Raw genomic sequence first — 19,241 nt, 5'->3', positions numbered from 1 at the left:
ACAAGCTGTGAATTGCCGACGCTCCTTATACCTGAATTGCCCCACAGGTTTTAGGCGATCGGCCGATCAGCACGCGACGATCCGCGGTGCGCAGGTTTTCATCACAAAGCGTGGGCGCGAAGCCCGGCCGGCTCAACGCTGCAGCACACGGACTCGCGGCTGTGCCATTCGTGATGGATTCCGCGCATCAGCATGGCGCTGTCGAAGACTGCGGAACCGGCGGGAAAGTGGTCGCGGCGATCAAAAAACGACGACGTCAAACGACTGATGGCAAGCGGCTGGACGTTCCAGTTCACAGTTCGCAGTTCCAGTCCGTCGAACCGGCCGTTTGGCTTTGCGGGTGAATAGCCGACGGAGCCGTCTTCGAAGAATCGCGAGCACGCGGCCACATCGGGAAAGATCGAACCGTCGGGCAGTTCGCTCGCCGTGACCCCGTCAACCGACACGTGAGCATTGCCGTCGCGGCTGGTCATGGAAACACGATACCTGCCATCTTTTTCGCGCACATCGAATTTCGCGTGGTGGTGAATTCCGGGAAAGATGCGTCCGCCAGCCAGCGCGTTCAGCAGCGACGACGTGTCTCGGCGCGGAATGTACACGCCGCGCTGAATCATTCCGTCGGCAACCCATTCGACGGCAATTCGGTGAGCGGCATTCTCCGAGGAAATTCCCAGGAACGCCGGCAGTCGTTTCGGACGAATGTGCTTCAGCCGAATCAGGCAGATTCCCGCGACGCCGAACCCGTTGACAACCTGCGGCCGAAACGGAGCCGGGCAGATTCGCCGCAGGACGTCCGGGTCGACTCGATAATTGACCAGAATGCGACGGTCGATCAGACCGCGAATCGCCGGCATGCGCATCAGCATTGCTCCCGAAACAGGCACGTTGTCCGGAGACATAACCGCAGCGAATCGTCGCCGATAACAACCGGCGTGCTGATTGCCCGCGAACGGAAGTCCAAACGAGAATTCCGGCGCGGCAGGTCAGACGCCGAAATGTCGTTCACTCAGCGAACGCGTCACTGACTGCCTGTGTTATTCTGCCTCTGACGGCTTCGACGGAGAAAAATCTCTCTCCCGCATCGCGGGCGAGGGGATAATGCGTAACTCACACGGAGGACTTGAACGACGGTGGGGTTCAACTGCGATTAGAAACGACTCAAACCCCGCAGATTACCGGCGCACTTACAGGAGCATTTGCGTGTCGATGGAGAAGGCGGAAGCGATCGTGATTCGGCTGGCGGATTTCAGCGAATCCAGCCGAGTCGTCACGCTGTTCAGCAAAGAATTCGGGAAGATCTCGGCTCTGGCGAAAGGTGCCAAACGGCTCAAGGGCTCGTTCGATGCTGCTCTTGACCTGCTTTCCCAATGTCGAATAGTGTTCATTCGCAAGTCGTCCGCCAGTCTGGACTTACTGACGGAAGCACGGCTTGCAAAACGCTTTCGACCGGCCTCCGGAAGCCTAACGTCTTTGTACGGCGGGTATTACGTGGCCGATCTGTTATGCAAGCTGACCGAGGACTACGACCCGTCTCCGGAACTGTTCGATCTGGCTGTCCGAACTCTGGATGACCTTGCCGACGAACAGCTTGATTCGGCCACGACCCTGGTGCAGTTTGAAGTCAGCCTGCTGCAATGCATCGGCGTGCTGGCAAACCTGTTCGAATGCAGTATCTGCGGAAAACCGATCGACGTGCAGGACAACGTTGCTTTCTGGGTCAGCCAGGGCGGCGTCATTTGTGGAACCTGCCGGCGACCGGAATTCTCCGGAAAATCGATTTCCGGTTCATCGATCGCGATCCTTCGACAAATGACGTCAGACGAATCTGTTTCCACCGATCGTCCGGCACTTACCAAACAGCAGACCGGCGAGTGTCACCGCTTTGCGGTATCCGCCATCACCGGGATTCTGGGAAAGCAGCCCGGAACACTTCGGTATCTTGACTTCTAAATGCTCCATCGCACGACGCCATTTTGCCGGACGGATTCGGCAATCGGTGGCAGCCGGCAACGGTTGTCGCGGATTGCTGCCGGCCTGGTGCGCTGCGCTGTGCCGCTGATGCTTCTGGCGATGCTGGCGTCAACATCGGGCTGCCGGTCCTGGCGGGCGGAGGACCGCGAAGGTCTGTTCGCCATGTCAAATCCGCTGACGACCAACGGGATTCGCGGGCCGCTGGAACGAGCACTGCAGCGGGAATCCAACTCGCTGGAAGAAGGCGAGAAGTACTCAGTCGAAGGCCGGCGCGAAGTCGACCTGGCTCGCCGGCAGTTTGAAGCCGGAGACTACGCTTCCGCGGCGAAGGCTTATCGACGCATCGCGAAAAAGTACAAGGAATCATCGATCGGCGAGGAAGCCCAGTATCGGCTGGGAGAATGCCACGTCGCGATGCACCACTACGCGAAAGCTCAGGACGCCTACGATCAGTTGTTTGAAGACTATCCTTCGACACGGTACGTCGAACCCGTCACGCGTCAATTGTTCACGATCGCTCAGACGTGGCTGGAAATCGCTGAACCGAAAACTCGCAGCACCATTCGCACCGTCAGCGCGGAATCCGAAGTGGGCTCCGTGCCCGAACCGCCGCCTTCGCGCGACCCGACGCTGAAGTTCCGAATCCTGCCCAACTTCTTCAACAAGTCGCGGCCGGTGTTTGATACTCAGGGACGAGCGCTCGCAGCGCTGAAGTCGATCTGGCTGAATGACCCCACCGGTCCGCTGGCCGACGACGCGCTGATGATGACGGCGTCGTACTACCTTAAAAAGGGAACCACGTCGACGCGGATCGCTACTTCCAGATTCTTCGTGAAGAGTATTCCGACAGCCCTCACCTGGAAGACGCCTTCGTGCTGGGCTCTCACGTCAAGCTGATGTCGTACCAGGGACCGTATTACGACGGAACCTCACTGTCCGGAGCCGAAAAGCTGACGGAACAGACACTGCAGTTGTTTCCGGATCTGGAGGATCGGCAACGACTGAAGGAAGAACTCGGCAAGCTGTACCTGCTGAAAGCTCAGCGAGCCTGGGCGCAGGTGGAATACTGGAACAAGAAAGACAATCCGCGAGCCGTCGCGGTGGCGTGTCTGAACGTTATTCGCGAATACCCGGATACTCGCTATGCCGAAGCGGCTCGCAGAAATCTGGCAATCATCGATCGCCGGCTCCTGTCGGACTTGCCCGAAATGGATCGCATCCTGGATTCGCTCCCGAAACCTGATCCGCCTGCAGGAAGTTCCGGTCATCGAGTAAAGTCAGTCAGTGACTCAGGCGGACCCGGTCGTGTGCAGTTCTAGTGCTGCGTCAGGCAAAAATTGATGCGTCGTGTGCCACTGGCGGTGCCAGTGCGTCTGCAACCTTTTACACACTTGCACAGCCAGATGGCACACATCAAAACACGTTGGCCAGGACACAAGTAATATTTCAGGCGTGGTTCGAGGAATGCAGACTCTCGCCCTCCCGGACATCTGAAATCTGAAATTTGACATCTGAAATCTGAAACCTCAGCGTCCCACCTTCGCTCCCCGTCGTTCGCGGGAACTTTCCTTCATGTCACGGATGAATCGAGCAGTGTTGACATTCGCTCTGCTTGCGGCGGCGACAGCGCTGCTGGCCGGCTGTGGCTACATGCTCGGCCCGTCCGCGGTGCAGGGAGTCCGGACGATTCATGTACCCGTGTTCCAGACCGATTCCTTCCGACGGAATCTGGACTATCTGCTGACGGAAGCCGTCCAGCGCGAAATTCAGTCTCGCACCAGCTACCGTCTGGCGGATGAAAATTCCGCCGACACGATTCTGGAAGGACGCATCGTCGACATTCGTAAGGACGTGCTGAGCGAAACCAGGTTCGACGATCCTCGCGAACTGCAATTGACGCTGGGAGCGAAAGTCACGTGGATTGACCGTCGAACCGGTCGAATCCTGCAGCAGCACACGTTTCCGATCAGTCAGACTCTGGCGCAGCAGTCATCACAGGTCAGCTTCGCCCCGGAACTGGGTCATTCCCTGGCAACGGCTCAGCAGCAATCCGTCACTCGACTCGCGTCACAGATCGTGGACCTGACGGAAGCTCCCTGGTGAGCACCGCGACCGCGCGTTCGGGAGACTGCACAGCTCCGTGAGCACGTCCGCGCGTTGACCGCGCTGCGTTGTCGGAACGTCGAGTGTGCGGTCTGCCCTCTCCCGGGCATCGCTCCGCTGGCCCGACCTCTCCCTGCCGCTGCGCGGGGAGAGGTGCATGCGCGGACGCGCAGCTTCCACGGCACCCCTCCCGGCCGAAGGCCACCGGGGAGGGGTCGAACGAGCGAAGCAAGTTCGGGGGAGGGAACTCCGCGCAGGGCGTGCTGCGCTGGCAGGCCGTCGCATGCGCGTTCGCTCTCCGGCACATAGGTCCGCTCGTGCGACCTCCCCCTGCCGCTGCTCGGAAGGACGCGGGTGCGCGGGCGCTTCGCCGACAGAAGTCGATATCCCGTCAGCAACGCATTTCGTCATCCGGGACGTTCGTGTAAGAATTTGCGTGTCGTCGCGGCTATAATCGACGGCTGGTGACCGTTCCGGTGGTTCCATTTGAAAGTCGATTGATGTCACGTTCCAGCCGTCGCCAGTTTTTGAATACAACTTCCGTCGCCGCCGCTGCAACGGCACTTGGAGCCTGGACGGGCGTGTCCGGGACCGTTCAGCCGCCTTCGCCGAATTCGAGGCCGAAGATCGCCGTGATCGGATGCGGCGGACAGGGAACTGGTGACGGTCACCGGGCACTTGACTTCGCCGACATCGCTGCCGTCTGCGACGTGGATTCGGACCACGCGGAACGAGCGAAGCTGCAGTACGCCGAATTAATGTCGAAGAAGGGTACGACTGTCGACATTGATGTCTGCGACGATTACCGAGCCATCATCGACCGCAATGACATTGACGCCATCGTCTGCGGGACTGTCGATCACTGGCACGTGAAGATCTCCGCCGAGGCACTGCGGTCCGGCAAGGACGCGTATTGCGAAAAGCCGCTGACGCTGACGATTGACGAAGGCCGCGTGATTTCCAAAGCCGTTGAAGACACCGGCCGCGTGCTGCAGGTGGGAACTCAGCAGCGTTCCGACGAACGTTTTCTGCAGGCAGTTGCCATCGCACACTCCGGCCGATTGGGACAGATCACGAAGGTCACCGTCGGCATCAATCACAATCCGTTCAGCAAGCCGCTGCCGGTTGTTGATCCGCCGAAGACGCTGAACTGGGACCGCTGGAAAGGGCCAACCGCGGATGTTCCGTACCGGTTCTTGAAAGACGGCAAGGCCGGTCAGGAGCTTGTGCGAAACCTGGGCGACGGCGGCATTGACGCGTCGAACTGTCACGCGGAATTCCGCTGGTGGCTGGAATACAGCGGCGGAAAAATGACCGACTGGGGTGCTCACCACGTCGATATCGCTCAGTGGATCATCGACCAGAACGGTCCCGGCCAGGGTCCGACAACGCTGAAACCGGTGATGGTCGAAACCACAGTTCCGTTCGACGAAATGGGCAACCCGACACTGGACGACCGCTACAACGCTCCCCATCGGTTTACCGTTCACGCTCAGTTTCCCAATGGCGCGCTGATGGAAATCACCAGCGAAGGCCGCAACGGAATTCTGGTGGAGGGCACTCAGGGACGCATCTTCGTCAATCGCGGCACAATTTCCGGGAAACCGATCGAAGATCTCGCGGACAATCCGCTGCCTGGCGACTGGCTGGAAGATCTGTACCGCGGCAGGCTGGTCGGTCACATGCAGAACTTTTTCGACTGCATCGCCAGCCGAGCGAAACCGGCGTCGGACGTGTGGACTCACGTGGCCGCGATCAACACCTGCCATCTGAGCAATATCGCCATTCGCCTGAACCGGGAAATCACCTGGGACGCCGCCACACAGACCATTCCCAACGACGCGCTGGCCAACGGTATGCAGTCGCGTCCGAGCCGCAGGGGTTACGAAATTGAAGTGTGAGCCGTTCATACCGGCCGCGGCGGACACTGATGCGTTTCGCGACTCTTGCCGCCGCGAGTCTGGAAGCCTCGTCGTTCCCCGCTCGCGGCATAGTCGCGATCGACTCAGCCGTCGCGGAATGCTGGCTCGCACCGGAACGGCTGTGATCGGTGCTGTCGCGAGTTCCCTGGCCCTGGCCGGCGATGACGTCCGTAACGACAATCGCGACGCAGACGCCACGGAGTCCGCGGACGGTATCATCCGGCATTTCGATCCGGTCACCTGCCGGATTCAGCATCGTGCGACGTTGACCAACGGTACCTGCGACCTGACTTCAATCGAACTGTGGCTGCCCGTTCCGCAGGACGGCTACGGTCAGAAAGTGACATCGCTGGTCACGGAGCCCGATCGGGCGAAAATTCAACCGGACACAACCGGGACGCTGAACGTTGCCCGGCTGCAAACGGCAAGCGGGCTGCCGGCTCACAATCAGTCAATGGATTTTGCTGTGAGCTACCAGGTAACTTCGTCGGCCACCGTGACGGATCACTCGAAGGTGCCGCAGCATTCGTTCGACGACTATGACGTCGATGAAGACTACCGCCGGTTTACTCGCGCCGAAACGAAGATTGAAGTTCGCGATGAGCAGATCCGGACGCAGGCGAACGCGTTGAAGGCAATACATTCACGGCCATACGATCTGGCTCGCGCGGCGTATGACTGGGTTATCGACAGAACTCGCTACCAGTTGGTCAACGGCCTGCAGGGAGCGTCCTCTTGCCTGAAAGAACAATGCGGCGAATGCTGCGACTATAGCGCACTGTTCGTCGCCGTGTGCCGTGCCGCCGGAGTTCCCGCGCGCCCCGTCATCGGGTTCTGGGGCGACGAGGTGGATGGCTGGCACGTGTGGGCCGAATTCATGATCCCCGGCGGGACGTGGATCCCGGTCGATCCCGCGCTGGGAGACCAGTCGCCGCGAAGTCGGCGGCATTACTTCGGCAGTCTTGACAACCGCCGAGTCGCGCTGGGCAGAACCTTCGATGTCAAACTGAACCGAACTCGAAAGGAAGTCGAAGTCCTGCAGTTGGGCGCCGCCTTTTGGCAGGCCTCCGTCGTGGGAACCGCTCCCGCGACAAGATACACGGTGACCGGCAAACGAGTCGACGCGCAGGATCGCTGACGATCGAACATACGTCGGGATCAGCGATTGCTACAGCGCTTGCGGCAGAACCAGAATTCTGTCCAGGCGAGTTGGGATCGGCCGCAGCGACCGCTTCATGAGCGTCGCCAGTTCCCGCGACTTGCCGGTTCTGGAAAGTGATTCCGATTCACCGACGATCTGGGCTTCGATCGGGTCAATATCGATTCCGATGTGCGCCTCCAGAACCTCCAGGTACTGATTCACCAGGAGATCGCGCTGCTCATCGGTGCCATTCTGGTCCGTGCGATCCGCCTGAACCAGCAGAGCATGAACCAACAGCAGAACTTCGCCTCGCACGCCCTGTTCAGCGACTCGTGACTGAAGCGAATTCAACTGATCGGCGGAGGGCACGTTTCCTTCACGAATACAGTCCTCAATCAGCAGATTGTCGCGCAGCCGGTTCAGCGACTTGCGGAAGCCGTCTCCGGAATCACGTGGAACCTGCAGTTGCTGCAGGGTCTCGCGGCATTCCTGCGTCTTTGACATCTGAAACTGAATCCATGCCAGATTCAGCAGCCGGTAGTCGCGAAACCTGTCTTCGGCCGACGGCGACGACCAGCGCTGCACCAGTTGATCCCAGGTGGCTGCGACGTCCCGGGTTTCCTGTTCGGAGTGAAGTGACTGCTGGGGCAGCCGAGTGGCCATGCCCTGTCGTGGTGCAGCAAAGAATTCATGCACCTGGCAGGTTTCGGCGTAAAGACGAAGAAACCGGCAATCGTCGTTGCCGCCCGCATCGACAAAAGGGGCCACCGCCTGTTCTGCACCGGCGAAGTCCGCCAGCCCGATCCGGCAGCGGGACAGCATCGCGGCAATTGCCGAATCTGACGGTGCCCCGGCGGCAAGGTCCTGCAGGATAGGTTCCGCCTGCGCGAACTGACCTTCGGCCATCATGGTGGCAGCCAGTTCCCGGGACGAGGAATAAGAGGCAGGTGCATTCGAGAGCGCGTGTCCGGGAATCTGATTCAGTGCGAGTTGTCCGGCCACGGCCAGCGTAGACAGGCACACAGTCACGGCGGCGAACGCCGGCCACGACCAGTGAAATCGTTTTTTCGGCAACAGTCGTCGAAATCCGGCTGCCAGTTCCGTGCTGATTTCCGGACGCTTTTGCGGATCCAAGCTCAGTCCGGACAACAGCAGCTCGATGACGGATTCGGGCAGTCGTCTGCGAGCCGCCAGGATCTGTTCATCGCCGACGCCGTTTCGCTGACGTTCCAGCAGAATCTTTGCGGCCGCAATCTGCGGCGTTTCCTTCGGCAGAACGCCAAACGGCGGATATCCCGTCGCCATGAACCACAGCGAGGCACACAATCCGAACACATCCGTCGCGGGAGTGCAGTCAGGCCAGTCAACCGGCGCGGATGTCAGCCTCATAAGCTGCTCCGACGCCATGAATGGAATGGTGCCGCCGATGGGACCGGCGTGTTCGTCGTCCTGCTGCGAGGCGAGATTGAAGTCCAGCAGGCTGACGGAAAGATCGGGCATCACAAGGATGTTTCCCGGTTTGACATCGCAATGCAGCACATTTCGGCCGTGGGCGAAGGCCAGGGCATCGGCCAGTGCCGCCCCCCAGTGCAGCAGCACCGTCGAAAACGGAGCGGAATCCGGCAGAATACCGGTACTGGATGCGACCGGTTTCCGGCCTGCAACTGCGTCGGCGTGCTGGTTCCTCGGCGTGTCGCTTCTGCTGTTGTCGGTCTGCAGGATCTTTCGCAGATGCGAGCACCGCAAATCGCCCGGAGGAAGGTCGGGACACCGCCAGGCAATTTTTTCCTGCAGACGTTTTCCTTCTTCCGCATCGTAGCTCTCGGGGACTTCCAGGCGGGCGCTGGCCAGTTCCGCCATACAGCTCAGATCATACAGCGTGGTCCGTGTCAGAAACGGCATGCAGATCGCGGAGAGACCGGTTTCCTCATCGCGATCAATTCCATGAATCGGCGCGATGCCGGGATGTTCCAGTTTACCCAGCAGATCCGCTTCGCGTTCGCCTCGAAGGCAGACTTTGACGACGACCAGCCGGGAACCGAGTTCCGCCTGCCGTGCCAGAAAGACCCGCGAAAGCGCTCCACTGCCGAGCGATTCCACCAGGTCGAATTTTCCGAGATAGCATTCTCCAGGCTTCGGCCAGGACGATTCCGGAATCTCGTCGACCATCGACGGATGATCGTGCAGGAATCGGTCAAATCGGATGACGTGCAGCAATGACTGCCCGAGTGAACCGAAGCCGTTGGCGAACTCAGAAGCGCTGCCTGCCTGGCCGTTTTCGCACCTGCGGCAGTATTCCTCGTAGGCCAGATCGAGGACACAACTGCGGAATTCCCGGAGTTCCGGACACTGCTGCAGAATCTGTTTTGTGGAAAACTCCACGTCGTCGCCGGCTGTAACGATTTTCGTTACCAACGCATTCGCCTGCTCCGCAGAAACGATGCCACCGTGAGGCAGTGGTTCCGGCGTGCCGGTCGCGACGTGCATGGGAATGGTCCGCTCAGAGTTGCATTGAGATCAGCAAAGCGTTGACGCTGCTGGTAACCGATTTCGTGTGAGGCGCTTCCATCTGCAGAGTGACTTCCATTGGTTCCAGCACGGGTTGCAAAACCGTGTCCGTCCAACATCCAAAACAATGCGATACCAACATGCCGCGAAAACCGGCGTCGACTGCAGACAGGCTACCGTGGCCGCGATGATATTGCACGAACTTAGGCGTGCGACAGATGAGTTACTACCAGTCTGCAAGCCGCCATGCGCCAGCCCCGGTTCAGTTCACAGAGAAACCGGGGCTAGCGCCCTGCGGCTTCCAGGAAAATCTACACCTGCCGATCGCCTTACAATTGGGGCCCGCAGTGAATTTCGTTCGACTCGGCTGGTAACCGCACGTCGCGTGGCCGAACTGTCCGGACGCAGGTCCCGGGCAGACGGGCAGGGACGGAACTCCGTTTACCAGTCAGTCGAGTCGTCGTCCGTACTGTGTTCTTCGCTCTGAGTCTCGCCTTCATAGGGACTAAGACCGCTGGTTGGGAACTCTTTCCGGACAATCCGACGAAGTACTCGACGAACGTGACGTTCCGAGACTCCCGCAAACGCGGCGATCTCCTGGTGACTCGCGCCGGCAATCTTCATTTCCACCATTCGGCGATGAGTCGACTGAGGCTGATCTGTGAGAAGATCTCGGCACTCTTTGGCCACAGCATTCTGACTGGGTGTTGGTTCCGCGAAACTTCGCCGATAGTCAAACCCCGATTCAATGTGACCGGGCTTGCCCTGTGAGTTGCGTTCCGGGCGAGCGGCTGTTCTTCGACCGGCGTCAATGACTTTATTGGACGCCATTCTGGTCAGGTAGCCAACCAGGTCTCCTGACGAACCAAAGCTTGAAACGACGGATAGGTGGCCGAAGAAAGAGGCCCAAACGGATTGAGCGAAATCCATCGAATCGTAGCGATCCCGCAATTTCGCATTGATGCGCCGTCGCACGGCTCGCCTGATGCAGGGACCGTATTCGTCAACCAGCGTCTCGGCCGCTCCCGGAGTCCCGTCGCGAACCTGCTTCAGAAGCTCACGAAAGCGGTCGTCAACAGAAGCTTCCGACAAGCGGTCTTCATCCGCCGGTTCGGACCGGCGGTCCGCTGGGTTGGGGCTGTCTGAGGGCACATTTCTGGTCATTGCACGACCCCAATGCAGATGCGATGTTCCCGTTTATTCTCCCACTGCGCGCCGAATTAACGCTCTGACGTTTGATCGGCGATACGGCCCTGTTTCGGTGCATGCCTGCCCGATTTTCAAACAGGCTAGTTCGTCAGCGTAACCGGTTTCGGGGATTAGTCAAAGCAGGAATGTCCCGCTCCCCAAGGGTATTCGTATACTTCTCAGTGATGGAATGCGCAGTTGGCAACATTCATCACCAAGCCGGATCAATTGTCCACCGGGCCGACTGCTTTTTGGGCATGTGACGAAAAGGCGGTGACGAACATCAGTCGCCGTCGTCCTCGGCGACATCTGCAACGTCGACATCGCCGGCGTCGTCCGCTTCGTCGAGTTCGACATCTTCGCTCAGCTTTTCAGCCGGCTTCGTTTCTACCTCCGCATCCTCATCCATATCAACCGGCGGCGCGGTCACATCGCCCTGAGAAATTGGTTGACCATCGGCGTCAAGCGGCTCCTTGACGGGCTGAATGAAGTAACGGCGTTTGCCTTTACTAAGCAATTGCTCCAGCTTCTCTTCGGCCTGATCTCGATCGTGATACAGGAAGCGGCCTTCTTCGCGCATTGTGCTGCTGTAGATGACCCAGACCAGCCGACGGCGCGTGGGAGTATCCTTGGTTTTCCGCGTGCGGGAGGTCGCCTTTTTGCGGGTCGACTTCTTCTTTTTCTTGGCGGGCTTGGCGGCCTTGGTGGAGGCGGTCGATTTCCTGGAGGCCTTTTTCTTCGCCGGAGCAGTCTTTTCGAGCGCCTCAGCCGCTTCGACTTCGCGGCGCATGTTCAAACGGCTTTTTGCCATGATTCCTGAACCTGTCAGCCTCGGCGGTCGTTGATCTCAGGCCGAAGCCGAATCTTTCCTGAGCGTATTGAAACGGCGTTCATCGTCCCGCGGCGTTCCGGTGAATCGCGAATCCGGCGGGCGTCAGCGGGGCGGAGAAGATAGCAGGCCGGCGCCGGCAATTCCACTGTCGAACCACCGCAGATCAAGACTTCCGAAAGGCGACAGCCGCGGCACGGTATCAGCGAGTCCGTCCATCGAAGTAATACGCGATGTCATAGAAACACCGCGACTCGTCACCGCGTTCCAAGTCCCCGAATCGCCCGTTTCATATGAACCGAATGACAGCTCATCATTCGACATTCTTTCGAAGAAACGGGCGATGCCGGATAGCCGCACCCCGAATCACGCCTTGTTCCGGGGCCAATCGTGCGGTCTCCCGCCGGGCGCGGTCCGGCCGGCCAACGGTGCGGTCAATACAGTGGAATGGGCTGGTCCGCCGGTTCCTGAATGCGTGCAGCCGCCTTTCCCGCGACTGAACCACCGGCCGGTTGGGCCGCGGGAGAACGTCCGACCTGCATCGAATGCGGCGTTACCGGACCCGGCAGCATGCTTCTCGAATCATCGACGACTCCGGCATCGAGGCGACTACCAGGAACGTCACCGGCATCCAATTCGAGCAATGGCGACGACCGTCGAGCCGCAATTTCGGCCGCGTTTGGCCCGAACACCTGAATTCCGGTTGCCGCGTCGGTCGACTGCTGCAGCGGCCGGAGAGCGCGTTCTTCAGACATATTTAGCGGCGGCGAAGTCAACGGCTGCGCGTTCAACGGCTGCGCGTTCAGCGGCTGGATACCGCGTCCGGCGTCCTTCGGAAATCCGAACGGCTGTCGAACCGGGGCTCCCGGCGTAAGCTCGCGCCGATACACAGCATCTGACACTACCCTTTGCGGCCGCGCGCTGCCGTCAACGAATTGCCGGTGCTCTGCGGGACTCACCGGGGCCTTATCTCGAGCTTCGCTGGGAACTTCGTACAGCGGCCTGACCACGTCGCCGCTGCCGGACGGCTGCGATCCAACCGTCAGATTCCCGGGAGGCAGCCCCTGCAGCATCGCCTGAGCAACCTGTTCTCGCAGCGAGCCCCGCAGAGCAATCGGGTGACCGCTGTTATCGGTGAGTTCAATCTCATCAACAACCCAGAATCCGTGTTCCTTCACAAGAGTCGTCGTGATCTGACGATTTGGCGACCTGCTGGCAACGACCGTCGCGCGGTCCAGGGTCACGTGAGTACTCTGGACGGGGCCGGCCAGAGCAAACAGGTCGATGTCGCTGCGCTGCGGAACGGACTGCATGTTGCTCCACACCAGTCGGTTGAAGTTATTGGAGCTGGCCATGCGGACCGCGTCAAAGTTCTGTTCGTACCAGCCGGAAGCAAACTCCACCAGCGGTGTCATCAGGCTCAGTTGAGTCTTCAGAGACAGCAGTTGGCCGCTGGTGTCCGGGTATTGCACATCGTCGATTTTCAGCGTTCCGTTTTCGTTGATCAGCAGGCAATTCAGAATCGTGCCGTCAGCGGCGCGAAATTCCAGATCGGTGCGCTGGCCCTGCATGTTGCTGTTGGTGAGCTGCAGATCGGACGTCGGCAGTGCGGGAATCGGCAGCATTCCCGCGACGTCGGGACGAATCCGCTTCCAGGTGGCCTGACTAAACTCCGTCGTCGAAATCTGTGCCAGGACATCGACATCAACTTCCTGCAGCGCTCCCAGAAACAGCGTCGCGCGCGTGGGAGCCGTGAAGATCGACGACAGGTTTCTCTGCCGCTGCGTGCCGCGTTCGTACAGCACAACTTCGCGAACCACAAAAGGCCGGCTGGAACCGGAAGGAGCCGCCGGATCAGATCCCGGCTGCTCCACCAGATCAAAGCGAACCACGTCGAGTGCCGACGGCATCATCACGGTCAGATTGTCCGAAAACGCGCGCAGGTCGAATTCTTCCGGCGGAGAATCAGCAGTCGGCAGTTTCACCATCGTCAGATCGGCAAATTGCAGCGACCCGTCGTACAGCGGCCGTTCGGTCACTCGCTGCAATCCCTCACGATCCTGTGCGGCGTACGCCGACAGGAACCTGGTGACGCATGCAATTGCGTTAGCCTGACGACGAATCGAACCGGGATGTTCCTTTTCCCGGCGGCTGATCAGTTCGATGTCGTCGATCAGCCAGGTATCGTCTTCGCGAATCATACTGACCAGCAGATATCCCTGTTTCGCGGGAAGCTTCACGACGGCATCGTCGACGTTAAGCTGAGCTTCCGGCTTGCGAGCCATGCCGTCTTCGTAATTCGCTGCGATCCGCGATGCCAGAGCCGTCATCCATTCCGCGGGAAGGTCGGTCAGCGAGTGTTTCAGTTCCGGTGAGACCATCGACAGGATCTGTTCGCGGGAACCGTCGCTCCAGATGTCCAGGAACTCGCGCAGCGTCAGCAGCAGGTCCATGACTTCCGTGGTCGATTTCGTAATGCGAGTTCCCTTGGTGCGCTGGCGCATCATGACGTCGTCCACGACCCAGCGTTCCTTTTCCGGGTCGCGAACGATGATGAATTGATACTTGCCGCCCGCTTCCTCCTTGACGGTGACCTTGCGGACGTTTTCGGATTCTTCTTCAACGCTGACCACCTTCAGATCCTGCGTCGGCAGGTGGACAACCTGCAGGTCCGTCAGCGCGTCGCGGGATCGCATCGCCTTTTCTTCGAAGCGTGTCGACGCGATCCGCCGCAGAGCCGCTTCGTTGTCCTCATCGATCGCGGCGGAAAACTCCTCCACGATGTTCTGTTCCAGCATCGACGTTGCGCATCCGGAATGCACCAGAATGCCGGCCGCGATGAAAAACGCTGCGGAAACCCGGCGGTGCAGGTCGCGGTCAGATCGTTTTTGGTCAGAGTGCAGACCACTGGCGGGCAGTTGGAGGAAAGGCATCATCGGCGGGCCGTCCTGAGATTCGAAGGTCAGAATCCGGCTTGTCGCAGCTTTCGAAAGACAGGTCAACGCGGCGTCGGCACCGCAGCGTGAGTCTTCGTGACCGCACCGCCGGCATTGACCAATCACCAGCAATTCCTGCCCCGTCGGCAGCAAAAAAGGCCGAAAGGAGGCCACAAGACACCACCAAACCTGCTCCAACCGGAAGAATCACAAACGGCGAATGGAGTCCCGATTCCCAGAACAAAACCAAAAACCACCGACCACTTTTCTGGCTCCCGACGGCGCCAGCGACGTGGTCTCGCACAGAGGCACGAAGGCACAGTGGAAAATCGGGCACGGCTCCGTGCCTCCGTGGCTCTGTGTGAGAATTGAATTTCGCCCGTGAGCCCTGATCCAGCGAGCAAACCGCCGGCGCATGCTTGAACCACCGACCACTTTTCCGACTTCCGACCGCGACAGTGACGTGGTCCCTCTCACAGAGGCACGAAGGCACAGAGGAAAGTCCGGCAACGGCTCCGTGCCTCTGTGTGAAAATTGAATTCACCGCGACGCGAAAGGATCTCGGGCTGGGTGTCTGTGCCCGAACGGCTTGCGGTAGCGGTTATCACGGTAGGCACCGCGGATGATGCCGCGAAGTTCGCCTACGCTGTTCAGTCGTGAGCAGTGAGTCGCTAAGCTATGAGGCAGGACGCTCGCCGCTGACGATGGCGACATCGTGCGTCCTCCCGCCGCAACCATCCCGCGGACCCCGCAGACATGCCAAAACCAGTCGTTACGTTGCTTCTTATTGCGTGTTCGATTTCTCTGCCTGCGCTCGCCCAGGAATCTTCACCGGCAGAATCCGCCGCCGACAATGCGGCCCGTGAACGCTTCTTCGAGACGACGATCCGTCCACTGCTGCATGCGAAGTGTGTGAAGTGTCACGGAGAGAACAAGCAGGAATCCGGCCTGCGTCTGGATTCCTTGGAAGGATTGCTGCAGGGCGGCGATTCCGGTGCGGCGGCGACTCCCGGGCAGCCGACCGAAAGCCTGTTGCTGCAGGCAGTGAGGTACGAGTCTCTGCAGATGCCTCCCGACGATCCGCTGACCGCCGAGCAGATCGCGAATCTGGAACGCTGGATCGCCGACGGCGCGGCGTGGCCGGTTGTAGACGGAAAATCCGTGCGACTTGAAGGAGCCGCGTTTACCGAAGAGGAACGCGGCTTCTGGAGTCTTCAGCCGGTCGTACAGCCGACAGTTCCGGATGCCGGATCGGGCTGGAGTCGCACGGACGTCGATTCGTTCGTCGCCGCGCGGCTGCAGCACAGCGGAATTGTTCCGGCGCCGCGCGCGACACCGCGGGAACTCGTCCGACGCCTCTACTTTGACGTCCTGGGAGTCCCGCCGACGCCGGAAGAAGTCGCCGAACTTTCCGACGCGAACTTCGACACCGTCTGGCCGCAACTGGTCGATCGGCTGCTGGCGGATCCGCGTTACGGCGAACACTGGGGACGACACTGGCTGGACGTGGTGCGGTATGCGGAATCCGACGGTTTTCGCGCCGACTTCTACCGGCCGACGGCCTGGCGATACCGAGACTACGTCGTCAATTCCTTCAACGACGACAAGCCGTACGACGAATTCGTCCGCGAACAAATTGCCGGTGACGAAATCGCGCCGGACCGAGCCGATGCGCTGGTGGCGACCGGGTTTCTGCGGACGTACTTGTACGAATACAACCAGCGAGACGCCCGGACTCAGTGGCAGGACATTCTGAACCAGATCACTGACGTCACCGGTGAAGCGTTTCTGGGAGTGGGAATCGCGTGTGCTCGCTGCCACGACCACAAGTTCGATCCGATCCTGCAGGCGGATTATTTCCGGATGCAGGCGGCTTTTGGTTCCGTGATTCCGCGTGACGACATTCCCGCCGCGGACCGCGATGCGCGAGACCGCTACGACGCCGAATACGCCGCGTGGCTGGCCAAAGGCACCGAAATTCGCGCAGAAATCGACGCTGTGTGGAAGCCATATCTGCAGAAGGCGTGGAACATTGCGGTTCCCAAGTTCACGGAAGACATCCAGGCTCTGTACGCGAAAGCCCCCGCCGACCGAACGCCGCTGGAACAACAGATCTCCGACCTGGTCAAACGCCAGGTGGACTTCGAAATCGAACGGATGAAGTTCAGCGACAATGACAAGAAAAAGCTGGAAGAACTGGAAGCCAGGCTGAAGGAAGTCGCGGGCGATGCGCCGCTGAAGCTGCCAACCGCGTTCACGATCGCAGACGTCAGCGCGGTGCCTGCGCAGATCCATCTGGCGGCAGACCCCAAACGCCGCGTCATTCCGGCGGGCGGATTTACGATCATCACGCCGCAGCCGTTCGATCCAAAGCCGCTGGCCGATTCCACGGGACAAAGAACCGCGCTGGCCGACTGGATCGTTCGGCCTGACAACCCGCTGACGTCCCGCGTGATCGTGAACCGAATCTGGCAGCAGCATTTCGGCACCGGCATCGTCGAAACCGCCAGCGACTTCGGTTCACTCGGCGGCGAACCGACTCACCCGGAACTCCTGGACTGGCTGGCTTCCAGCCTCGTGCAAAACGGCTGGAGAATTAAGTGGCTGCATCGGCAGATTCTGAACTCCGCCACCTGGCAGATGTCGTCGTTTCATCCGGACGCGCAGGCAGCGGAACACATCGATCCCGGCAACCGCCTTCGCTGGCGTTTTCGCATCCGCCGGCTGGCGGCCGAGCAGATTCGTGACGCGATGCTGTCTGTTTCCGGCGAGCTGTTGTCAGAACAGGGAGGGCCGTCGGTGGAACAAACCAGCCTGCGTCGGTCGCTGGATCTGAGGGCGATCCGCAATCGTCCGGAACGGCTGCTGAAGTCGCTGGACGGAGTCGACGGGCTGAACAGCATTCCGAAGCGTTCGGTCACAACCACGCCGACTCAGGCACTGCAGTTGATGAACGGCGAATGGGCGCGTGCTCGCGCAGCCGCAATGGCCGGACGAGTGCTCGACGAAACCAACAGCGACGATCCTGCTGTCGTCATCGCACGAGCGTTCCAACTGGCGTACGACCGACCGCCGACCGCTGATGAAACATCGCTGGCCACGGAAATGCTCGCACAGTTAAGAACCGCGTCGGGTTCGTCCGATGCGAACGCCGACGCGAACGCCGATGCGGCGGCACCTCTGGAATCGCCGCTGGCCGACCTGTGCCACGTCCTGCTGAATTCGAATGAGTTTGTCTACGTTGACTAAGGCATCACGCATGACCATCCACAGATTTCAATCGCGCCGGGAAATGCTGCTGACAGCCGGAGCCGGATTTGGAGCACTTCCGCTGGCCGCATTGCTTGCCGAAAGCGCGGCCGGAGAAACCAACACGGCGGCTCTGCAGGCTCACCGCCGCGTTCAGGCCAAAAGCGTCATCTTTCTGTTCATGGAAGGCGGGCCGAGCCACGTTGACCTGTTCGATCCGAAACCGCTGATGAATAAGCTGGCCGGTCAGCCTCTGCCCGATTCGTACGAAACGCCGATCCTGGCGATGGGTGAAGCGAAGGCTCCGATTCTGGCATCGAAGCGCCGCTGGGCTCAGCACGGCGACAGCGGCCTGTGGATTTCCGACTGGCTGCCTCACACCGCGAAATGCGCCGACGATCTGGCCGTGATTCGAAGCTGCTGGAGCAACGGAATCAACCACGCCGGCGGAGTTTGTTCGATGAACACTGGTTCGCCGATCGCCGGCCGGCCGTCGCTGGGAGCGTGGGTGAACTACGGGCTGGGAACCGAAAACAGCAACCTTCCCGCGTTTGTCGTCATGCAGGACACCGCCACCGAAGTCGTCAACGGCTCGCGCAACTGGGGCACCGGATTCATGCCCGCTGTATATCAGGGAGTTCAGTTCAACGCGACGGGCGAACCGGTGTCTGACCTGTCTCGTCCGGAACACGAATCCGCCGACCGGCAGCGGCGAAAACTGAAAGCGCTGGAAATTCTGAACCGCCGACATGCCGAACGACGGCCTCAGCAGTCGGAACTGGACGCACGCATCAAAGGTTACGAACTGGCGTTTCGAATGCAGGCGTCGGCTCCGGAAGCCGTGGATCTGTCCACGGAAACCGAAGAAACACAAAAACTGTACGGCCTGGACGACAAGCACTGCGCGACGTTCGGGCGCCAGTGCCTGCTGGCCCGGCGACTCGTCGAACGCGGCGTGCGGTTCGTCCAGCTCTATCACGGTGCCGGCAGCAAATGGGATTCACACTCCGCCATCGAAAAGAATCACGGAGCCATGTGCCGGCAGAGCGACCTGCCCGTGGCGGGACTGATGCAGGACCTGAAGCGACGCGGCCTGCTGGAATCCACCGTGGTCATCTGGGGCGGCGAATTCGGACGGACTCCGATGAGCGAACAGGGTGACGGCCGTGACCACAACCCCAGCGGCTTCACGATGTGGATGGCCGGCGGCGGAATCAAAGGCGGGCAAACCATCGGCGCGACGGACGATCTGGGCCTGCACGCCATCGAAAACCGCCTTCACGTCCACGACCTGCACGCAACCGTGATGTGGCTGCTGGGACTGAACCACCGCGACATCGTCTACTACGACAAAGGCCGTCCCGAACGCATCGACCAGAACGACGGACAACCGT

The 19,241-nt window shown here is 60.2% G+C and carries 13 protein-coding genes; 8 read left to right on the top strand and 5 right to left on the bottom strand.

The features are described 5' to 3' along the window. Positions 1-101: 101 nt before the first annotated feature. A complete protein-coding gene (locus R3C19_24960; protein MEZ6063614.1) occupies positions 102-899 on the bottom strand; it encodes a DUF2071 domain-containing protein in 798 nt (265 codons plus the stop codon). 307 nt (positions 900-1,206) lie between these two features. Between R3C19_24960 and recO the strand changes: the two genes are divergently transcribed. The 6 genes from recO to R3C19_24930 all read left to right on the top strand — a co-directional run bounded on the left by recO (position 1,207) and on the right by R3C19_24930 (position 7,134). Next, positions 1,207-1,950, top strand: a complete 744-nt coding sequence (gene recO, locus R3C19_24955) for a DNA repair protein RecO (GenBank protein ID MEZ6063613.1) — start codon at positions 1,207-1,209, stop codon at positions 1,948-1,950. Positions 1,951-2,058: 108 nt separating this feature from the next. Beyond that, on the top strand, positions 2,059-2,868 hold the full coding sequence (locus R3C19_24950; GenBank protein ID MEZ6063612.1) for a tetratricopeptide repeat protein: 810 nt from the start codon (positions 2,059-2,061) through the stop codon (positions 2,866-2,868). Beyond that, positions 2,844-3,290, top strand: a complete 447-nt coding sequence (locus tag R3C19_24945) for a hypothetical protein (protein MEZ6063611.1) — start codon at positions 2,844-2,846, stop codon at positions 3,288-3,290. Before R3C19_24950 ends, R3C19_24945 begins: the two co-directional genes overlap by 25 nt. 253 nt (positions 3,291-3,543) lie before the next feature. Continuing rightward, positions 3,544-4,074 (top strand): LptE family protein, encoded by a 531-nt coding sequence (locus tag R3C19_24940; protein MEZ6063610.1) that lies wholly within the window; start codon positions 3,544-3,546, stop codon positions 4,072-4,074. A gap of 500 nt (positions 4,075-4,574) precedes the next feature. Then, positions 4,575-5,975 (top strand): Gfo/Idh/MocA family oxidoreductase, encoded by a 1,401-nt coding sequence (locus tag R3C19_24935; protein ID MEZ6063609.1) that lies wholly within the window; start codon positions 4,575-4,577, stop codon positions 5,973-5,975. 118 nt (positions 5,976-6,093) lie between these two features. Continuing rightward, the gene (locus tag R3C19_24930; GenBank protein ID MEZ6063608.1) at positions 6,094-7,134 is read left to right on the top strand and encodes a transglutaminase-like domain-containing protein; all 1,041 of its coding nucleotides are present in this window, start codon (positions 6,094-6,096) and stop codon (positions 7,132-7,134) included. A 30-nt stretch (positions 7,135-7,164) separates the two neighbouring features. Here R3C19_24930 and R3C19_24925 read toward each other — a convergent pair whose 3' ends face one another. From R3C19_24925 to R3C19_24910, 4 genes are all read right to left on the bottom strand, one after another. Then, entirely contained in the window at positions 7,165-9,624 is a 2,460-nt protein-coding gene (locus tag R3C19_24925) for a protein kinase (protein ID MEZ6063607.1), read from the bottom strand. A gap of 462 nt (positions 9,625-10,086) precedes the next feature. Then, the gene (locus R3C19_24920; GenBank protein MEZ6063606.1) at positions 10,087-10,737 is read right to left on the bottom strand and encodes a sigma-70 family RNA polymerase sigma factor; all 651 of its coding nucleotides are present in this window, start codon (positions 10,735-10,737) and stop codon (positions 10,087-10,089) included. 379 nt (positions 10,738-11,116) lie between these two features. Then, the gene (locus R3C19_24915; GenBank protein ID MEZ6063605.1) at positions 11,117-11,644 is read right to left on the bottom strand and encodes a hypothetical protein; all 528 of its coding nucleotides are present in this window, start codon (positions 11,642-11,644) and stop codon (positions 11,117-11,119) included. A 452-nt stretch (positions 11,645-12,096) separates the two neighbouring features. Further along, positions 12,097-14,598: a hypothetical protein gene (locus tag R3C19_24910; GenBank protein ID MEZ6063604.1), complete on the bottom strand. Its 2,502-nt coding sequence runs from the start codon at positions 14,596-14,598 to the stop codon at positions 12,097-12,099. Positions 14,599-15,354: 756 nt separating this feature from the next. Here R3C19_24910 and R3C19_24905 point away from each other — a divergent pair. Further along, positions 15,355-17,847, top strand: a complete 2,493-nt coding sequence (locus R3C19_24905) for a PSD1 and planctomycete cytochrome C domain-containing protein (GenBank protein MEZ6063603.1) — start codon at positions 15,355-15,357, stop codon at positions 17,845-17,847. A 10-nt stretch (positions 17,848-17,857) separates the two neighbouring features. Next, positions 17,858-19,241 (top strand): DUF1501 domain-containing protein (locus R3C19_24900; protein MEZ6063602.1); only part of this gene is annotated, 1,384 nt, incomplete at its 3' end.

The sequence above is a fragment of the Planctomycetaceae bacterium genome, assembly GCA_041398785.1.
GTDB lineage: Bacteria > Planctomycetota > Planctomycetia > Planctomycetales > Planctomycetaceae > JAWKUA01.
Note: the sequence above shows the minus strand (reverse complement) of the source record. Positions and strands in the feature narration are given on the sequence as shown.